The organism is Streptomyces sp. NPDC102437 (assembly GCF_044765565.1).
In the GTDB taxonomy this organism is placed as follows: domain Bacteria; phylum Actinomycetota; class Actinomycetes; order Streptomycetales; family Streptomycetaceae; genus Streptomyces.
The window spans coordinates 200,247-217,943 of sequence record NZ_JBIWKI010000002.1; the positions used below are offsets into that span (position 1 = coordinate 200,247).

The window sequence follows — 17,697 nt, forward strand, 5'->3', positions numbered from 1 at the left end:
TACGGGCGGAGAATGGTCGGGTGCCTACCAAGAAGAAGCCCCAGGTGACCCCCTCGCCCGAGCGGCGCCGCGAACTGCTCGCCACCGCCGCCGAGGTCTTCGCCGCCCAGGGATACAACGCCACCACCGTCCGCAAGATCGCGGACGCGGCCGGGATGCTCGCGGGCAGCCTCTACTACCACTTCGATTCCAAGGAATCGATGCTCGACGAGATCCTCTCGACCTTCCTCGGTGAACTCTGGGAGGGGTACGACACGGTGCTCGCCGCCCAGCTGGCCCCCAGGCAGACCATCGAGGCGCTCGTCACCGAGTCCTTCCGGGAGATCGACCGGCACCGTGCCGCGGTCGCCATCTACCAGAAGGAAGCCAGGCATCTGGCCGCGCAGCCGCGCTTCCAGTACCTCGCCGACTCCCAGCAGAAGTTCGAGAAGGCCTGGCTCGGCACGCTGGAACGCGGCGTCGCCGACCACAGTTTCCGCGCCGACCTGGACATCCGCCTCACCTACCGCTTCGTCCGCGACACGGTCTGGGTCGCGGCGTCCTGGTACCGGCCGGGCGGACTGCACAGCCCCGAGGAGATCGCCCGCCAGTACCTCTCGATGGTCCTGGACGGCATCGCCCTCGACACCTGACCCCACCCGCGCTCACCAAGGAGCAGCAGTCATGGCCGAGGCATACATAGTCGAAGCGGTACGCACCCCGGTCGGCCGGCGCGGGGGCGGCCTCGGCGCCGTCCACCCCGCCGACCTCGGCGCCCATGTGCTGAAGGCCCTCGTCGAACGGACCGGGATCGACCCGGCGGCCGTGGAGGACGTGGTCTTCGGCTGCCTCGACACCGTCGGACCGCAGGCCGGCGACATCGCCCGCACCTGCTGGCTGGCGGCCGGACTGCCCGAGGAGGTCCCCGGCGTGACCATCGACCGCCAGTGCGGCTCCTCCCAGCAGGCCCTGCACTTCGCCGCCCAGGGCGTCCTCTCCGGCACCCAGGACCTGGTCGTCGCGGGCGGCACCCAGTCCATGACTCAGATCCCCATCGCCTTCGCCTCCCGCCAGGCCGCCGAACCCCTCGGGCTGACCGAAGGCCCGTACGCGGGCAGTGAGGGCTGGCGCGCCCGGTACGGCGACGCACCGGTCAACCAGTTCCACGGCGCCCAGCTGATCGCCGAGAAGTGGGACATCAGCCGCCAGGACATGGAGGAGTTCGCGCTCCGCTCCCACCGGCACGCGGTCCGCGCCATCGACGAGGGCCGCTTCGCCCGCGAGACCGTCGCCCTCGCGGGCGTCACCACCGACGAGGGGCCGCGCCGCGACACCACCCTGGAGAAGATGGCGGGGCTGAAGCCGGTCCTGGACGGCGGCACGATCACCGCCGCGTGCTCCTCCCAGATCTCCGACGGCGCCGCCGCCCTGCTCATCGCCTCCGAGCGGGCCGTGGCCGAGCACGGCCTCACCCCGCGCGCCCGCGTCCACCACCTCTCGGTACGCGGCGAGGACCCGATCCGCATGCTGTCAGCACCGATCCCGGCCACCGCGTACGCGCTCAAGAAGGCCGGAATGACCATCGACGACATCGACCTGGTCGAGATCAACGAGGCCTTCGCCCCCGTCGTCCTGGCCTGGCTGAAGGAGACCGGGGCCGACCCCGACCGGGTCAACGTCAACGGCGGCGGGATCGCCCTCGGTCACCCGCTCGGCGCAACCGGTGCGAAATTGATGACGACCCTGCTGCACGAACTGGAGCGCACCGGTGGCCGCTACGGGCTCCAGACCATGTGCGAGGGCGGCGGCCAGGCGAACGTGACGATCATCGAACGGCTCTGAGCGCCGACCCGCCCCGAACACGGCCGCCGGACCGCCCCGACGCCCGTCGCGACAAGGATTCCGGCGGCCTTTCGCACCCCTCCCGGCCAGATACCGCAAGGGCCCGGACCGGAACACGCCGACCGGCCGCGCGGCGTGTTTCCACCGCAGGCCGACGGAACGTGCTACGGTTGCCGAGTTGCAGTTTTGGTACCCATGAACTTTATGTGCGCCTGACGGGAATGCTTCCTCAGGCGCATTATTGTTTTCCGGCTTTCTCCGGATGGGGCTCAATGCGGCGACTTGAAATTCGTAAAGTGCGGATTTCCGGCACTGCACCTCTTTTAGGAGAATGACATGGCTACTGGAACCGTGAAGTGGTTCAACTCGGAAAAGGGCTTCGGCTTCATCGAGCAGGACGGCGGCGGCGCCGACGTCTTCGCCCACTACTCCAACATCGCCACCTCGGGCTTCCGTGAGCTCCAGGAGGGCCAGAAGGTCTCCTTCGACGTCACGCAGGGCCAGAAGGGCCCGCAGGCGGAGAACATCGTCCCGGCCTAATCGCCGGACGCGTACCTCGCAGCCGGGGCCCGCACCGTGAAGGTGCGGGTCCCGGTTTGTGCTGTCCCCGGGACATGCCGGAACAGGCGCGCCCGCCCACGGCGCCCGCCCCGGCGGCCCCATGCAGTTCCCCGCAGTCCCACGCAGTTCTCAGGAATCCCCAGGACTCCTCAGGAATCCCCCAGGAGGGCAATTCCGTATGACCCGCTCCGAACGCCAGGACCGACCCGCCCGCAACCGCCCGTCGAGGGGGCGTGGCACGGCCCCGGCACAGGCAACCGCTAAGGGTTCCGGCAAGGGATCCGGCAAGGCGTCGCCCCGTCGCAGGGCCACGCCGCCGCAGGGCGAATTCGCCCTGCCCGAAACCATGACCCCCGCACTGCCCGCCGTAGCGGCGTTCGCCGAGCTGGACATGCCCGCAGCCCTGCTGAAGACCCTTGCCGCGCAGGGCGTCACCGAACCGTTCCCGATCCAGGGCGCCACCCTGCCGAACTCGCTCGCCGGCCGGGACATCCTCGGCCGCGGCCGCACCGGCTCCGGCAAGACCCTCGCCTTCGGCCTGGCGCTGCTGGCCCGCACCGCCGGCCGGCGCGCCGAGCCGAAGGCCCCGCTGGCGCTCGTCCTGGTCCCGACCCGCGAGCTCGCCCAGCAGGTCACCGACGCGCTGACGCCGTACGCGACGTCCGTGAACCTGCGCCTGGCCACCGTCGTCGGTGGCATGTCGATCACCAAGCAGTCCGGCACGCTGCGCCGCGGCGCCGAGGTGCTCGTCGCCACGCCCGGACGGCTGAAGGACCTCATCGAGCGCGGCGACTGCCGCCTCGACCAGGTCGCCATCACCGTCCTCGACGAGGCCGACCAGATGGCCGACATGGGCTTCATGCCGCAGGTCGTCGCCCTGCTCAAGCAGGTCGAGCCGGACGGCCAGCGGATGCTGTTCTCCGCGACGCTCGACAAGAACATCGACCGGCTGGTCAAGATGTTCCTGACCGACCCGGTCGTGCACTCCGTCGACCCGTCCGCCGGCGCCGTCACCACCATGGAGCACCACGTGCTCCATGTGATCGACGAGACCGACAAGAAGGCCGTCGCCACGAAGATCGCCGCCCGTGAGGGCCGCGTGATCATGTTCGTGGACACCAAGCGCGCCGCCGACCGGTTCGCCAAGCGGCTGCTCGCCAGCGGCGTACGGGCCGCCGCCCTGCATGGCGGGCGCTCGCAGCCGCAGCGCAACCGGACCCTGGACCAGTTCAAGAACGGCCAGGTCACCGCGCTCGTCGCGACGAACGTGGCGGCCCGCGGCATCCACGTCGACGACCTCGACCTGGTCGTGAACGTGGACCCGCCGACCGACCACAAGGACTACCTCCACCGGGGCGGGCGCACGGCGCGCGCCGGGGAGTCCGGCAGCGTCGTCACCCTGGTGCTGCCCGAGGAGAAGCGGGACATGACCCGGCTGATGGCCGACGCGGGCATCGCCCCGCAGACCACCCGGATCAAGTCCAGCGACGAGGAGCTCACCCGGATCACCGGGGCCCGTGAGCCCTCGGGCATCGCGATCGTCATAGAGGCCCCGCAGCCGACCCCGCCGAAGCAGCGCACGCGCTCGGGCGGGACCTCGACGGGCGGCACCGGCTTCCGCTCGGGCAGCCGCGGCCGGGGCAGGCGCGGTGGTGCCGCACAGGGCGGCGGCGAGGCCCGCTCCACGGGCGGCGCCTCCCGCACCGCCGGCACAGGCGGCTCCGCGCGCGGCGCGGGCTCGGGCGGCGGCCGTGGCAACGGCGAGCCGCGCGGCACGGGTGCCGGGCGCTCCGGGGCCGGCCGCGGCGGCGCTACGGCGGGACGCGGCCGCAGGGCCGCGTAGCCGCAGGCCCACCCAGCGGACAGGGCGGCGCCCCGGATCTCTCGGGGTGCCGCCTGCGCGTTCGCGCTCTGGGAAGGTCCGAGCGGACTGCCGCGCCCGGATTCCTCGGGGTGCCGCCTACGCGTCCGCGCTCTGGGAACGTTCCGCGCGTACCACCGCGCCCAGCGCCTCATGGGCCTCGGCCATCACCCGTTCCACCAGTTCCGCGCAGCTGGGCAGATCCTCGATCAGGCCCGCGACCTGGCCAGAGGCCATCACCCCCAGGTCCGTCCGGCCGTCGACCATGGACGCCTTCAGCAGCATGGGTGTGTTGGCCGCCAGCAGGACCTGGCTCCACGACAGGTCCTTGCCGTGCTTCATCGCGAGACCGTCGCGCACCATACGGGACCAGCTCAGCCCGGAGATCCGCCGGAAGCCCGACGCCCGGCGCACCGCCTGGGCCAGGGCCCGGACCCGGCCCGCGTGTTCCAGCGCCGCGACCATCTCGGTACGCAGCATCCGGTGCGGGAGCCCGTCCACCGCCCTGGTGACCGTGATGTCCTTGACGCCCGCCGCCAGGTACCGGGCCTTCACCGCGTCCGGCACGGTCGAGTCCGAGGTCAGCAGGAACCGGGTGCCCATCGCGATGCCCGCCGCCCCGTACGCCAGCGCCGCGACCAGGCCCCGGCCGTCGTGGAAACCGCCAGCCGCGATCACCGGGATGTCCACCGCGTCCACGACCTGGGGCAGCAGCACCGTGGTCGCCACCTCACCGGTGTGCCCGCCGCCCTCGCCGCCCTGCACGATCACCGCGTCCGCGCCCCACGCCGCGACCTTCTCGGCATGACGCCGGGCACCGACCGACGGGATCACGACCACTCCCGCGTCCTTCAGCTCGGCGATCAGTTCCTTCGAGGGGGCCAGAGCGAAGGACGCCACCTTCACGCCCTCGTCGATGATGATCCGTACCCGCTCGCGCGCGTCGCCCGCGTCGGCGCGCAGATTGACGCCGAACGGCTCGTCGGTACGGGACTTGACCTCCCGCACCGCCGCCCGCAGCTGCTCGGCGGTCATCGTCGCGGAGGCCAGGATGCCGAGGGCGCCGGCGCGGGCCGTGGCGGAGACCAGGCGGGCGCCCGCGACCCAGCCCATGCCGGTCTGGACGATGGGGTGACGGATGCCGACGAGCTCCGTGAGCGCCGTCCGCATCAGCCCCTGACCTCGCGGTTCCGGGTGCTGTGCGGGTCGATGACCTCACGGATCAGGGACAGCTCCGCGGCGCTCGGCTCCCGGGTGTACGGGACGTCGTCCGCGATCGTGAGCGCGAAACCGGTGGCCTCGCGGACCTGGTCGATGGTGACGCCGGGGTGCAGCGAGGCCAGCCGCATCGAGCGGTCCGGGGTCGCGAAGTCGAAGACGCCGAGATCGCTCACCACACGCGGGATGCGGTGGTAGCGGCTCGCCGACGGACCGGCCGCGGCGGCACTGTCGTAGCCGACCCCGCAGATCATGTCGACGCGCTCGACGAAGACCCGGGTGGAGTGCTTGGGAATCCAGTAACTGACCGGGTTGTTCAGGGTGTTGACCGGTGCGCCGCGCACGCCGAGCAGCTGGCGGGAGGGCTGTTCCCAGTCGCCGATGCAGGAGATGTTCTGGTTGCCGAACCGGTCGATCTGGCTCGCTCCCATCATCACGTGGCGCCTGCCGCCGGTGACCATGGCCAGGTGCTGGCGGTAGGGCAGCCAGCCCTCCGTCGTACCGTCCGGGGCGAGGAGCAGCGCCTCGCCGTCGGTCAGCAGCAGATCGGGCGAGAAGGTGCGCCTGGCGAGCCGGGCGCCGACGGACGGGACGAGGCCCATCGGGCTGGCGAGCACCTCGCCGTTGTCGCGCCAGGCATCGGCGCAGGCGATCACGCAGTACTCGGCGCGGGTGGCCGCGGTCGGGTCGGCGGTCGCGTTCTTCGTGGTCATTTCTGCTCCTCGTGCCAGGTCCGGACGGCCGACTGGTAGCTCTTCTCGTCGCCTCCGGCGGGCAGGAAGCGCTCGCTGAAGGCCGCCCAGGCGTCGGGGTCGGCGGCGGCGGTCGCGTACGCCTTCTGGAACGCCTCGTCGCGCGGATGGTCGGGCACGCAGGAGGTGAAGTGCGCGCCGTTCGGGGTCTCGACGACGCCGGTGACGGAGTGCCGCTTGACGAGGAGGGTCTGCGGGGCGGCGTTCCCGGTCAGCTCGGCCGTGTCCACGAGGCGTTCGCAGGACATGTACGCGGCGTCCGCGGCCTCGCAGAACAGGTCGTCGAAGTACGGGTCGGGGCCGAGGTACTGGCCGTTGCCGAACCGGTCCGCGCGGTTCAGATGGACCAGCGCGGCGTCCATCCGCAGCGCGGGCATCGCGACGAATTCCTCACCGTCCCCGTACGGTGAAGTCACCGTGCGCAGGCCCGGGTTGACACGCATCACGTCGGAGCCGATACCGGCGCGCACGGGGAGGAACGGCAGCCGGTTGGCGGCGGCGTGCAGCCCCCACATGAACATGGCCTCGTCGATCTCCATCAGTTCGAACGCGCCGCGCTGGCGGGCCGCCCTGAAATGGGGTTCGAGCGGGACCGAGTCGAGTGTGACGAAGGCCGCGACCAGTTTCCGGATCCGGCCGGCGGCGGCGAGCAGCCCCACGTCGGGGCCCCCGTACGAGACCACGGTGAGGTCGGTGACGTCGGAGCGGAGCAGCGCCCGCACCAGCGCCATGGGTTTGCGGCGCGAGCCCCAGCCGCCGATGCCGATCGTCATCCCGCTGCTGAGCCGGGAGACCACGTCGTCGGCCGTCATGGTCTTGTCGGTCGTGGTCATGGTCATGCCTCCTTGCCGAACGATTCGCGGACGCGGTCGGCGACCCCGCTGAGATTGGCCTCGAAGGTGAAGCCCTGCTCGAAGCGGTAGCTGCGGCGTACGTCCACCGGGTCGATGCCGTTGATGGCGGCCTTGGCCAGCCGGATCAGATACCCGTCCTTGGCGGCTATCTCGCCCGCCAGTTCCATTGCCGCACCGAGGAGTTCCCCGCGAGGTACGACCTTCCAGACCGAGCCGTGGGTGTGCAGTTCGGCGGCGGTCGCGGTGCGCGAGGTGTAGTAGAGCGCGCGCATCAGGTGCTGGGGCACCAGCCGGGCCAGATGGGTCGCAGCGCCGAGCGCGCCCCGGTCCAGCTCGGGCAGGCCGAACGTGGCGTCGTCGCTCGCCACGATCGCGTCCGCGTTGCCGACGAGGCCGATGCCGCCGCCGAGGCAGAAGCCGTTCACCGCGGCGACGACCGGGACCTCGCACTCGTAGACGGCGGCGAACGCCTCGTAGCAGCCCCGGTTGGCGCCGATCAGGGCTTCGTGCCCGGTGTCGCGCTGCATCTCCTTGATGTCGACGCCCGCGTTGAATCCCCGTCCGGCGGCGGCCAGCACGACACAGCGCACCTCGGGGTCGCGGCCCGCCGCGCGCAGTGCGTCGGCGAGGTCGTACCAGCCCTGCACGGGCAGCGCGTTGACGGGTGGATGGTCGACGGTGACGAGCCGGATGCCCTTGCCGGGGCTTGTGGTGGAGACACCCATGAGCGAATCAGCTACCTTTCCACCAAACATTTGTTAGGTGTGGAAGGTAGCAGCCTGCCCCCGCATCGCCAACAAGGAGGCGAGTGATGACTGGTCTGTGCGACGGCCGCGTGGTGATCGTGACGGGTGCGGGACGCGGCCTCGGCCGGGCCCATGCGCTCGCCTTCGCCGCCGAGGGCGCGAAGGTGGTCGTCAACGATCTGGGCGTCGGCCCCGGCGGCGACGGCGGCTCCCCGGGCCCGGCGCAGCAGGTGGTCGACGAGATCGTCGCGGCGGGCGGCGAGGCGGTCGCCCACGGGGGCGACATCGCCACGACCGACGGGGCCGCCTCACTGGTCGCGGCCGCGCTGGAGGGCTTCGGGCGGCTGGACACCCTGGTCAACAACGCGGGGTTCCTGCGCGACCGGATGCTGGTGAATCTGGACGAGGACGACTGGGACGCCGTGGTGCGGGTCCATCTCAAGGGCCACTTCCTTCCGTTGAAGCATGCCTGCGCACACTGGCGGGCCGAGGCGAAGGCGGGCCGCACGCCGGTCGCCCGGGTGATCAACACCAGTTCCGGCGCGGGGCTGCTCGGCAGCGTCGGCCAGGGCAGCTACTCCGCCGCGAAGGCCGGGATCGTCGGCCTGACCCTGGTCGCCGCGCAGGAGACGGCCCGGTACGGGGTCCAGGTCAATGCGATCGCCCCGGCGGCCCGGACCCGGATGACCGAGCAGACCTTCGCGCAGGCGATGGCGGCGCCCAAGGAGGGCGGGTTCGACGCGATGGCCCCGGAGAACGTTTCCCCGCTGGTGGTGTGGCTCGGCTCGGCCGCGAGCGACGGGGTGAGCGGGCGGGTCTTCGAGGTGGAGGCCGGCCGGATCACGGTCATGGAGGGCTGGCGGCCCGGCCCCACCGCGGACCGGGGCGCGCGGTGGGAGCCGGCGGAGGCGGGGGAGACGGTACGGAAGCTGCTCGCCCGGGCGGAGCCGGCGCAGCCGGTGTACGGGGCGAAGTAGGGCCCGCGGCCGGCGCTGATCCGCCGGACGGGCCGCATGGGGGAGGGGCCGCTGGCCGCCGCCGCTCCGCGGTTCAGGTGCTGCAGTCCAGGACGGTCCGGCACAGCCCGCACCGGGCCCGCACCCGGCCCCGCACCGGAACGCGGATGCGCTGGTGGCAGGCCGGGCAGGGAAAGGAGACCCGCAGCCCGTCCGGGGCGCCCTCGAAGGTGTACGGAACGCCGGGGGCGGCGGGGGCGCCCGGATGGTCCTGCGCGCGCTGCCGGCCCTTCGCGTAGCGGCGGCGGCCCGCCCAGCCCGCCGCCGTGAGCGGTGGCTGCCGGATGTCCTGGAGGGCCTGTGCGCGCCCCTTGGTGTACGCCTCGTAGGCCTGCGGGCTGGTGAACCACGGTGACGGGTCCTCGTCGAAGGCCAGCGCCCGCTTGGCGAGGACGTACCCGAACTCCTCCGGGGTGAGGTAGCCGAGTTTCTGGCTGGAGACCCCGTCCTCGCGGAAGGCGTCGAGCAGCAGCCACCCCGCGCCCAGGTACGTGGTCACGGTGTCGGTGAGGATCTCGTTGTCGCGCGTGCCGGGAAACTCCAGGCCCAGGCGGTGCAGCAGCACATGGGTGACCTCGTGCGAGAGCGCGGCACCGATGTCCCTGCGGTGGGTGCGGAAGCGGTCGTTGAGTTCGACGAAGTACTCGGGCCCGGCGGTCAGTTCGACGCCGGCGGCGTGCTCCATCGCGCGGAAGCCGACGATCACGCGGGCGTCCGGCAGATGCAGGTGCTGGACCACCGCACGCGCCACCCGCTGGGTGCGGAGGAACAGGTCGTCCTGGTCGTCGAAGGCGGCATCGACAGGGGCGAGGCTCGTGGCGTAGCCGCGGACACCGTCGTACGACAGCCGCCGGTACAGCGCCGTGATCGCGGACCGGACCGTTTCGAGATGCGGGAAACCGTGGACCACCGGACCGCCGGTGTTCTGGCCGTCGTCCGCCACGTCCCACCCCCTCTCAGCGAGGCCGGATTTCACTGTAGCCGGAACGCTGTGGGCGATCTTGGCCGGAAAGTGATCCTTGTGGGCGTCGTGATCATTTCCTGATAATCCGAACCGTGCCTTTGTCGGGGTCATGACCATCAGTGCGGTGCGGTGCTGTGCCGCCCGCGTGGTCACCCCCGGCGCGGGCGCAGGCACTCCCCACAAGTACCCCCCACAAGCACCCCCCACGAAAGAAGGCAGTCTCTTGAAGCAGCTTCTGCGTGCCGTGAAGAGATGTTCCGTCATAGCCGCCGTCGTCCTCGCGGCCGTCAGCCTCCAGCCCGCCGGGGCCTCCGCGGCCCCCCAGCCGGTCGTCGGCGGAACCCGCGCCGCCCAGGGCGAATTCCCGTTCATGGTCCGGCTGTCGATGGGCTGCGGCGGCGCCCTCTACGCCAAGGACATCGTCCTCACCGCCGCACACTGCGTGGACGGCACGGGCAACAACACCTCCATCACCGCCACCGCGGGCGTCGTCGACCTGCAGTCCTCCAGCGCGATCAAGGTCAAGTCCACCAAGGTCCTCCAGGCCCCCGGCTACAACGGCGCGGGCAAGGACTGGGCGCTCATCAAGCTCGCCAAGCCCATCGACCTGCCGACCCTGAAGATCGCCACCACCACCGCGTACAACAACGGCACCTTCAGCATCGCCGGCTGGGGCGCGGCCACCGAGGGCGGCGCCCAGCAGCGCTACCTGCTCAAGGCCACCGTGCCGTTCGTCTCCGACGCCGACTGCCAGGACGCGTACGGCAGCGACCTCGTCCCCGGCGACGAGATCTGCGCCGGGCTGATCGACACCGGCGGCGTCGACACCTGCCAGGGCGACTCAGGCGGCCCCATGTTCCGCAAGGACAACGCCGGAGCCTGGATCCAGGTGGGCATCGTCAGCTGGGGCCAGGGCTGCGCCCGGCCCGGCTACCCCGGCGTGTACAGCGAGGTCTCGACGTTCGCCGCCGACATCGCGTCCGCGGCAGCCACGCTCTGACCCCGGCCCCGGCCGGTACCCGAAGCACAGCGACCACGCTCCGCCCGGCTCCGGCCGGTACCTGAATCACACCCGAAGTCACACCTGAACATCCCCGGGGGTGCCCGTCCGGACGGGCACCCCCGGACCCAGCTCCGCGTACGGCGCGCCCGCACCCTCCAGCTCCAGCACCCACACCTCGTTGACACCCTCACGCAGCAACGGCCCCGGCACATACAGCGTCCGCTGCGCGCCGAGTGACCAGTAACGCCCCAGGCAGAAGCCGTTCACCCAGACGAACCCACGCGTCCAGTCAGGCAGTTCGAGCCCCGCATGCCCGGTACCGGCCACCCCGGAGACCTCGAACGTCCCCCGGAACAGCCCGGTCGCCCCGGCCTCCTCCGCACCGCCGAACACCACCCCGGCCAACGCGTCCGGCTCCTCGAACGCCTCCAGCCGCAGCGCCCGCGCCCGCACCCCGTGCAGATACTGCCGCTCGTGCCGCACCCCGCCCGTGATCCCCTTGCACTCACCGAGCCGCGGCCCGTAATTGACCCGGCCCAGCGACTCCACCCACAGCTCGACCTCCGCCGGCCCGGCCACCGGCTCGTCCAGCGCGCAGTGCTCCTCGGTCAGCACACCCACCCGGACCCCGTCCACATACACCACGGCCCGGTCCCGGAGCCCCGCCGCACTCAGCTCGTACGGCTGACGCGGACCCGGCACACCCACCCGGTAGCGCACCAGCCCCCGGTCGACCCCCAGCTCCTCGAAGGTCGGCGGCACACCGGACGGCGCCGCCTCCTCGTCACCCAGCGCGTCCAGCACCGCATCCAGCGGCGCCCACTCCGTCAGCCCGGCCCGCACCGGAGCCGCAAGCCCGGCCGGCTCGGGCGGAAGCTCCGGAAGCGGCCCCTCCGCGTACTCGGCGAGCACCTCACGGAACAGCCAGAACTTCTCCGTGGGACGGCCGTACTCGTCGATCGGCGCGTCGTAGTCGTACGACGTCACCGTCGGCAGGAAGTCCTGGTCCTGGACCGGACCGGACCGGTTCGCCCCCGCCCACCCGCCGAAATTCGTCCCCCCGTGCGCCATGTAGATGTTCACCGACGCCCCGCACTCCAGGATCTCCCGCAGCGCCTCGGTCGCCTGCGCCGGCTTCCGCACGATCGGCTCCGCACCCCAGTGCTCGAACCACCCGCACCAGAACTCCATGCACATCAGCGGCCCCTTCGGCTGATGGCGGCGCAGCACCTCGAACGCCTTGCGCGCCCCCGAGCCGAAGTTCGCCGTGGCCAGCAGCCCCGGCACCGAGCCCCCCGTCAGCATGTGGTCCTCCGGCCCGTCGGACGTGAACAGCGGCACGGTCACCCCGCGCTCACGCAACATCCCGGCCACCCGCTGGAGGTAGACCTGATCGGAGCCGAAACTCCCGTACTCGTTCTCCGCCTGGACCATGATCACCGGCCCACCGCGCCCGATCTGCCGCTGCACCACCTGCGGCAGCAGCGCCGTGAACCACCGCTCCACGGCGCCCAGATACTCCTCGTCACGCGACCGCACCCGCCGGCCGAACCGCCCCGTCACCCACACCGGCAGCCCACCGTTCTCCCACTCGGCACAGATGTACGGCCCCGGCCGGACGATCGCCCACAGCCCCGCCCGCTGCGCCGCGTCCAGGAACCGGCCGAGCGCCGCCACGTCCCGGAACCGGCCGGGCTGCGGCTCGTGCAGATTCCACGGCACGTACGTCTCGACACAGTTGAGCCCCATGGCACGCAGCATCGACAGCCGGTGATCCCACTGCGCCTCGTGCACCCGAAAGTAGTGCAGGGCCCCCGACAGCAGCCGTACGGGCTTCCCGTCGAGCCGGAAGTGGTCGTCCCCCACGGTGAAGTCAGCCATCGTGCTCGTACTCTCTGTGCGTGCGGCCCCCGGAACCGCACGGTCCGGGCCCGTACGACAGCACGCACCACGGAGCGGGCGAACCCGGGAGGAATGTTGCCACCACCTTCACCCCCTGGCGTCCGGCCCGTCCATGGACAAAGATCACTGCTGTTTGGACACAATTGTTTGGACCAGCGAAAGAAATCGGACCAGCGCAATGAACAGGGTCGGCGCAATGAAAGGGGAGGAAGGAAAGCCGATGTACCACACCTGGATGCGTTTCTTCACCCCCAGCCCGCTCCACCACCGGCTGGGCCTGGTCTGCCTGGGCGTGGGACTCCAGCACGGCGCACTGCCGACCGTCGGCCCACGCACCCTCGACCACCACGTGGCCGTCGTCATCAACTCCGGCAGCGGCTGGTTCACCGGACCCGACGGCCGCCGGGTACCCGTCACCGCTCCCTGCCTGATCTGGCTGACCCCCGGCACCCCGCACCACTACGGCGCCGACCCGGCCACCGGCTGGGACGAGAGCTTCGTCGACTTCACCGGCCCAGCCACCACCACCTACACCGAACTCGGCTACATCGAGCCCGACCGCCCGCTCGTCCCGCTCGCCGACACGGCGGGCCCCCGCGCCGCGATCGGACGGATCGTACGCGCGGCCCGGCGCGGCAACCCGCTCCTGGAGGTCGAGACCGGCGCCGCCGTCCACGAACTCCTCGTCGCCCTGCGCCGGGCCCGCGCCGACGTCAGCCCCGACGGCGACCCCGTGCTCCAGGCCCTCGCCCGCGACGCCTTCCAGCCACTGTCCGTCGCCGAGCACGCGGCCCGGCACGGCATGACCCCAGCCGAACTGCGCACGGCGGTACGCCGGGGCGCCGGGTGCAGCCCCAAGGACTACCTCCTCGGCATCCGGCTCGGCCGCGCCAAGGAACTCCTCGCCGCCACCGACCTGCCGGTCGCCGCCGTCGCCCGACGCGTCGGCTACGACGACCCGGCGTACTTCTCCCGCCTCTTCGCCCGCCGGGTCGGCGCCGCCCCGGTCCGCTTCCGCGAGCAGCAGGGACTCAACGTGCCCGGCGGCTGGAGCGACCAGGTTCCGGACCCGGAGCACCCCCCGACGATCACCCCGCTGGGCCCGGCCGTCTAGGGGCCTGCCCTAAGCTCACTGACCATGACCACCAGGGACATCGACGAGTCCGTGAGCGCGGAACTGAACCGGCTGCGCGAGAGCATCGACAACATTGACGCCGCAGTTGTCCACATGCTTGCCGAGCGCTTCAAATGCACCCAGCAGGTCGGCCACCTCAAGGCCGCCCATCAGCTCCCCCCGGCCGACCCGGCCAGAGAGAGCAGGCAGATCGAACGGCTGAGGCAGCTCGCCGAGAGCGCACACCTGGATCCGGCCTTCGCCGAGAAGCTGCTGAACTTCATCGTGGCGGAGGTCATCCGCCATCACGAGCGGATCGCGGAGGAATCGGCGACGAACGCGGCGGAATCTGCGACGAACGCGGAGGCGTGAGCGCCGGGGACGAACGACCCACCGGCCGACGCGGCCCGCGCCACGACCGCACCACCCAGGCACTCACCAGCAGCCCGAGCCCCGTGGCCAGCACGACGAGCCCGGCCCCCGCCGACTCGTTGACATGATCACCGTTGCCCACGGGTTCGGGCGCCCCGGAAGCCGCCCAGTCGGGCAGGAACAGCAGACCCGCACCCACCAGGGCCACCGCCCAGCCGAACCGCTCACGGTACGAGCACCGGACCGACACCAGAGCACCCACGGCCAGCAGCACCGCACAACCGAGCGCCGGAAGCACCGTGTACGTCAGCCACTCGGAAAGCAACGGCCGCCAGTACCACTCCGACTCCGGCCTCGGACCGTCGAAGTAGTACATGGTCCGCGGCTGCGGCTCACCCAGGAAACCCCGGACGGTCCCGGGCACCAGACCGCCCAGCAGCCCTCCGGCAAAGACCAGCCCCGCGTACCGCGCCATCGCCCCGCCGCCGCCCGCCCGCCACCAGTCCACCGGGACGACCCGGAGCACCACCACGGCGCACCAACCGGCCAGCAACCCAAGGAACACCCCCTTGACCGCCCCGTATCCGACCGGGATCCAGACGTTCCAGGGATAGTTCTGCGTGTGCGGCCCGCCAGCTCCCCGCGACACACCACCACGGCTGACCACCACCCCAGGAGCAGCGCCGCTCAGCCGTGGGAGAACCCGCCTGCGGTCCGCCCACCACGTACGGCAGCATGGACACATGTCCGTACTGACGCGCGACGAAGCGCAGACCCGAGCCCAGTTCCTCGACGTACACCGGTACAAGATCGACCTCGATCTGACCGCGGGGGAGGAGACCTTCGACTCCCGCACCGTCATCCAGTTCACCGCAACCGCGGCCGGAGACACCTTCGTCGAAGTCAAGCCGGCCACCCTGCGCTCCATCAGCCTCGACGGACAGCCCCTCGACCCCGCCGACCTCGTCGAGAACCGCTTCCCCCTCACCGCCCTCACCCCCGGCACCCACGAACTGCACATCGACGCCGCCATGCGCTACTCCCGCACCGGCGAAGGCATGCACCGCTTCACCGACCCCACCGACGGCGAGACCTACGTCTACACCCAGCTCTTCATGGAAGACGTCCAGCGCGTCTTCGCCGCATTCGACCAGCCCGACCTCAAGTCCGTCTTCGAACTCACCGTCACCGCCCCCCAAGGCTGGACCGTCCTCGGCAACGCCGTCGCCGAACACCGCGGAGACGGCCACTGGGCCCTGGCCGCCACCCCACTGATCTCCACCTACCTCGTCGCCGTCGCCGCCGGCCCCTGGCACTCCGTGACCACCGAACACGCCGGACTGCCCTTCGGCATCCACTGCCGCCGCTCCCTGGCCCCGTACCTCGACGCGGACGCCGACGAGATCCTCGACATCACCCGGGCCTGCTTCGACCGCTTCCACGAGAAGTTCGACGAGCCCTACCCCTTCGACTCCTACGACCAGGCATTCGTCCCCGAATTCAACGCCGGCGCCATGGAGAACCCCGGACTCGTCACCTTCCGCGACGAATTCATCTACCGCTCCGCCGTCACCGACACCGAACGCCAGACCCGCGGCATGGTCATCGCCCACGAAATGGCCCACATGTGGTTCGGCGACCTCGTCACCCTCGCCTGGTGGGACGACATCTGGCTCAACGAGTCCTTCGCCGAGTACATGGGCTACCAGACCCTCGCCGAAGCCACCCGCTTCACCGACACCTGGGTCGACTTCGGCGTCGCCCGCAAGGGCTGGGGCTACGACGCCGACCAACGCCCCTCCACCCACCCCGTCGCCCCCGACCCGGCCGCCGTCCCCGACACCGCGTCCGCCATGCTCAACTTCGACGGCATCTCCTACGCCAAGGGCGCATCCGCCCTGCGCCAACTCGTCGCCTGGCTCGGCGAAAAGGACTTCCTGGCCGGCATCAACGCCCACTTCGCCCGCCACAAGTTCGCCAACGCCACCCTCGCCGACTTCATCGACAACCTCGCATCGGCCACCGACCGCGACGTCCACGCCTGGGCCGACACCTGGCTGCGCACCACCGGAGTCGACACCCTCACCCCCCGCGTCGCCGAGTCCGACGGCAACTGGACCCTCGGCATCGACCACAACGGCAGCCGCCCCCACCGCATCGCCGTCGGCGCCTACGACCACGCACCGGACACCCACACGGGCACCGAACGCCTCGTCCTGCGCGACCGGTTCGAGATAGACGTCCCCCTCGACGGCACACCCCACCCCCGCCCCGGCAACCGCCCCGCACTCCTCGTCCTCAACGACGGCGACCTCAGCTACGCCAAGGTCCGCCTCGACGACAGATCCTGGGAAACCGTCCTCGACGGCCTCTCCGGCGTCCCCGACGCCCTGACCCGCGCCGTCATCTGGAACACCGCCCGCGACATGGTCCGCGACGGCGAACTCGCCCCCACCACCTACCTCGAAGCGGCCCGCACCCACCTCCCCCACGAGACCGACCTGGCCCTCGCCGGGGGAGTCCTCGCCTTCGCCGCCACCCACGTCGCCGACCGCTACATCGCCCCCGAGAAGCGCCCCGCCGCCCTCGCCACCCTCACCTCCCTGTGCCGCGACCTCATCCGCCGCACCGAGGACGGCCACAACCCCGGCCTCCGCCTCATCGCCGTACGCCACCTCATCGACGCCGCCACCCAGCCCGACACCATCCACGACTGGCTCACCAACGGAACCGTCCCCGGCGGACCCGAACTCGACCCCGAACTGCGCTGGCGCATCCTCACCCGCCTCGCCGTCCTCGGCGCCATCGACGAAGCCACCATCGCCACCGAACTCGAACAGGACCCCAGCGCCACCGGACAGGAAGGCGCCGCCCGCTGCCGCGCAGCCCTCCCCACCCCCGAAGCCAAGGCCACCGCCTGGCACGCCCTGTTCAACGACGACAGCCTCTCCAACTACCTCTTCACCGCAGTCGCCCAGGGCTTCTGGCAGCCCGAACAGGCCGACCTCGTACGCGAATACGTGCCCCGCTACTACCCCGAGGCAACCGCCCTCGCCGCCCGCCGGGGCCCCGCCATCGCCGAAGCCGCAGGACGCTACGCCTTCCCCGCGCACGCCGCCGACGCCGAGAACCTCCACCTCGGCGAACAGGCCCTCACCGACCAGACCCTCATCCCCGCCCTGAACCGCAAGCTCACCGACCAGATCGACGACCTGCGCCGCGCCATCAACGTACGCAACGCCCACTGATGCACTGATCCACTTCCACCGGACCAATGGCCTACGGGCCTGCGGGGCTGCCGAACCAGAGGCCCCCAGGCCCGCAGACCCACGCACGCACCACCCGCACCACCCGTGCCCGGCGCCCCCACCCCAAGGGGACGCCGGGCACACCCGTATCCAGGGCCACACCCATACCACCGGTACACCCCGCAACACCCTCCACCCCGCCACCCATACCCCTTTCGAGTTCACATCCCCCCGCTCCACGGCCGCGCCACCGAAAACCCGGACA

16 protein-coding genes are annotated in these 17,697 nt (G+C 71.4%); 9 read left to right on the plus strand and 7 right to left on the minus strand.

All coding sequences use genetic code 11. The features are described 5' to 3' along the window. Window positions 1–20 precede the first annotated feature (20 nt). The 4 genes from ACIRJP_RS04220 to ACIRJP_RS04235 all read left to right on the plus strand — a co-directional run bounded on the left by ACIRJP_RS04220 (window position 21) and on the right by ACIRJP_RS04235 (window position 4,225). Window positions 21–632 carry a TetR/AcrR family transcriptional regulator gene (locus tag ACIRJP_RS04220; protein ID WP_404167954.1) on the plus strand — a complete coding sequence of 204 codons (612 nt, stop codon included), beginning with the start codon at window positions 21–23 and terminating at the stop codon, window positions 630–632. A 31-nt stretch (window positions 633–663) separates the two neighbouring features. Continuing rightward, a complete protein-coding gene (locus ACIRJP_RS04225) occupies window positions 664–1,821 on the plus strand; it encodes an acetyl-CoA C-acetyltransferase (RefSeq protein WP_383708968.1) in 1,158 nt (385 codons plus the stop codon). A 336-nt stretch (window positions 1,822–2,157) separates the two neighbouring features. Next, window positions 2,158–2,361, plus strand: a complete 204-nt coding sequence (locus ACIRJP_RS04230; RefSeq protein WP_003969786.1) for a cold-shock protein — start codon at window positions 2,158–2,160, stop codon at window positions 2,359–2,361. Window positions 2,362–2,560: 199 nt separating this feature from the next. Beyond that, window positions 2,561–4,225, plus strand: coding sequence for a DEAD/DEAH box helicase (locus ACIRJP_RS04235; protein WP_404167956.1), 1,665 nt, complete (start codon window positions 2,561–2,563; stop codon window positions 4,223–4,225). Between the two features lie 117 nt (window positions 4,226–4,342). On the opposite strand, the gene ACIRJP_RS04240 is transcribed toward ACIRJP_RS04235, so the two are convergent. From ACIRJP_RS04240 to ACIRJP_RS04255, 4 genes are read right to left on the minus strand one after another with little or no spacing between them, the layout of a single operon-like run. Continuing rightward, window positions 4,343–5,413 (minus strand): NAD(P)H-dependent flavin oxidoreductase, encoded by a 1,071-nt coding sequence (locus tag ACIRJP_RS04240; protein ID WP_404167958.1) that lies wholly within the window; start codon window positions 5,411–5,413, stop codon window positions 4,343–4,345. Continuing rightward, window positions 5,413–6,174 (minus strand): CoA-transferase subunit beta, encoded by a 762-nt coding sequence (locus tag ACIRJP_RS04245; RefSeq protein WP_404167960.1) that lies wholly within the window; start codon window positions 6,172–6,174, stop codon window positions 5,413–5,415. The genes ACIRJP_RS04240 and ACIRJP_RS04245 overlap by 1 nt, the downstream gene beginning before the upstream one ends. After that, window positions 6,171–7,046: a CoA transferase subunit A gene (locus ACIRJP_RS04250; RefSeq protein WP_404167962.1), complete on the minus strand. Its 876-nt coding sequence runs from the start codon at window positions 7,044–7,046 to the stop codon at window positions 6,171–6,173. The genes ACIRJP_RS04245 and ACIRJP_RS04250 overlap by 4 nt, the downstream gene beginning before the upstream one ends. Before the next feature lie 2 nt (window positions 7,047–7,048). Beyond that, window positions 7,049–7,792 carry an enoyl-CoA hydratase family protein gene (locus tag ACIRJP_RS04255; protein ID WP_404167964.1) on the minus strand — a complete coding sequence of 248 codons (744 nt, stop codon included), beginning with the start codon at window positions 7,790–7,792 and terminating at the stop codon, window positions 7,049–7,051. Between the two features lie 86 nt (window positions 7,793–7,878). On the opposite strand from ACIRJP_RS04255, the gene ACIRJP_RS04260 reads away from it, so the two are divergent. Next, entirely contained in the window at window positions 7,879–8,790 is a 912-nt protein-coding gene (locus tag ACIRJP_RS04260; RefSeq protein ID WP_404167966.1) for an SDR family oxidoreductase, read from the plus strand. Window positions 8,791–8,863: 73 nt separating this feature from the next. Here the strand turns inward: ACIRJP_RS04260 and ACIRJP_RS04265 are convergent, their stop codons facing one another. Beyond that, window positions 8,864–9,772 (minus strand): hypothetical protein, encoded by a 909-nt coding sequence (locus tag ACIRJP_RS04265; protein WP_404167968.1) that lies wholly within the window; start codon window positions 9,770–9,772, stop codon window positions 8,864–8,866. A 244-nt stretch (window positions 9,773–10,016) separates the two neighbouring features. Here ACIRJP_RS04265 and ACIRJP_RS04270 point away from each other — a divergent pair, with 244 nt between their 5' ends. Further along, the gene (locus ACIRJP_RS04270; protein WP_404167970.1) at window positions 10,017–10,793 is read left to right on the plus strand and encodes a S1 family peptidase; all 777 of its coding nucleotides are present in this window, start codon (window positions 10,017–10,019) and stop codon (window positions 10,791–10,793) included. Between the two features lie 78 nt (window positions 10,794–10,871). Here the strand turns inward: ACIRJP_RS04270 and ACIRJP_RS04275 are convergent, their stop codons facing one another. Beyond that, entirely contained in the window at window positions 10,872–12,677 is a 1,806-nt protein-coding gene (locus ACIRJP_RS04275) for a beta-galactosidase family protein (RefSeq protein ID WP_404167972.1), read from the minus strand. Window positions 12,678–12,918: 241 nt separating this feature from the next. Between ACIRJP_RS04275 and ACIRJP_RS04280 the strand changes: the two genes are divergently transcribed. Then, a complete protein-coding gene (locus tag ACIRJP_RS04280; RefSeq protein ID WP_404167974.1) occupies window positions 12,919–13,812 on the plus strand; it encodes a helix-turn-helix domain-containing protein in 894 nt (297 codons plus the stop codon). A gap of 24 nt (window positions 13,813–13,836) precedes the next feature. Beyond that, window positions 13,837–14,184: a chorismate mutase gene (locus ACIRJP_RS04285; RefSeq protein ID WP_404167976.1), complete on the plus strand. Its 348-nt coding sequence runs from the start codon at window positions 13,837–13,839 to the stop codon at window positions 14,182–14,184. On the opposite strand, the gene ACIRJP_RS04290 is transcribed toward ACIRJP_RS04285, so the two are convergent. Continuing rightward, window positions 14,108–14,833: a hypothetical protein gene (locus ACIRJP_RS04290; protein WP_404167978.1), complete on the minus strand. Its 726-nt coding sequence runs from the start codon at window positions 14,831–14,833 to the stop codon at window positions 14,108–14,110. The genes ACIRJP_RS04285 and ACIRJP_RS04290 overlap by 77 nt on opposite strands. A 94-nt stretch (window positions 14,834–14,927) precedes the next feature. On the opposite strand from ACIRJP_RS04290, the gene pepN reads away from it, so the two are divergent. Further along, window positions 14,928–17,432, plus strand: a complete 2,505-nt coding sequence (pepN, locus tag ACIRJP_RS04295) for an aminopeptidase N (protein ID WP_404167980.1) — start codon at window positions 14,928–14,930, stop codon at window positions 17,430–17,432. The last annotated feature ends 265 nt before the right edge of the window (window positions 17,433–17,697 follow it).

Bases quoted from the DNA above. Each gene is read 5' to 3' on its own strand.
- ACIRJP_RS04225 (WP_383708968.1), top strand. From the start codon at position 664: ATGGCCGAGGCATACATAGTCGAAGCGGTACGCACCCCGGTCGGCCGG.
- ACIRJP_RS04230 (WP_003969786.1), top strand. From the start codon at position 2,158: ATGGCTACTGGAACCGTGAAGTGGTTCAACTCGGAAAAGGGCTTCGGC.
- ACIRJP_RS04235 (WP_404167956.1), top strand. From the start codon at position 2,561: ATGACCCGCTCCGAACGCCAGGACCGACCCGCCCGCAACCGCCCGTCG.
- ACIRJP_RS04240 (WP_404167958.1), bottom strand. From the start codon at position 5,413: ATGCGGACGGCGCTCACGGAGCTCGTCGGCATCCGTCACCCCATCGTC.
- ACIRJP_RS04245 (WP_404167960.1), bottom strand. From the start codon at position 6,174: ATGACCACGAAGAACGCGACCGCCGACCCGACCGCGGCCACCCGCGCC.
- ACIRJP_RS04250 (WP_404167962.1), bottom strand. From the start codon at position 7,046: ATGACCACGACCGACAAGACCATGACGGCCGACGACGTGGTCTCCCGG.
- ACIRJP_RS04255 (WP_404167964.1), bottom strand. From the start codon at position 7,792: ATGGGTGTCTCCACCACAAGCCCCGGCAAGGGCATCCGGCTCGTCACC.
- ACIRJP_RS04260 (WP_404167966.1), top strand. From the start codon at position 7,879: ATGACTGGTCTGTGCGACGGCCGCGTGGTGATCGTGACGGGTGCGGGA.
- ACIRJP_RS04275 (WP_404167972.1), bottom strand. From the start codon at position 12,677: ATGGCTGACTTCACCGTGGGGGACGACCACTTCCGGCTCGACGGGAAG.
- ACIRJP_RS04280 (WP_404167974.1), top strand. From the start codon at position 12,919: ATGTACCACACCTGGATGCGTTTCTTCACCCCCAGCCCGCTCCACCAC.
- ACIRJP_RS04285 (WP_404167976.1), top strand. From the start codon at position 13,837: ATGACCACCAGGGACATCGACGAGTCCGTGAGCGCGGAACTGAACCGG.
- pepN (WP_404167980.1), top strand. From the start codon at position 14,928: ATGTCCGTACTGACGCGCGACGAAGCGCAGACCCGAGCCCAGTTCCTC.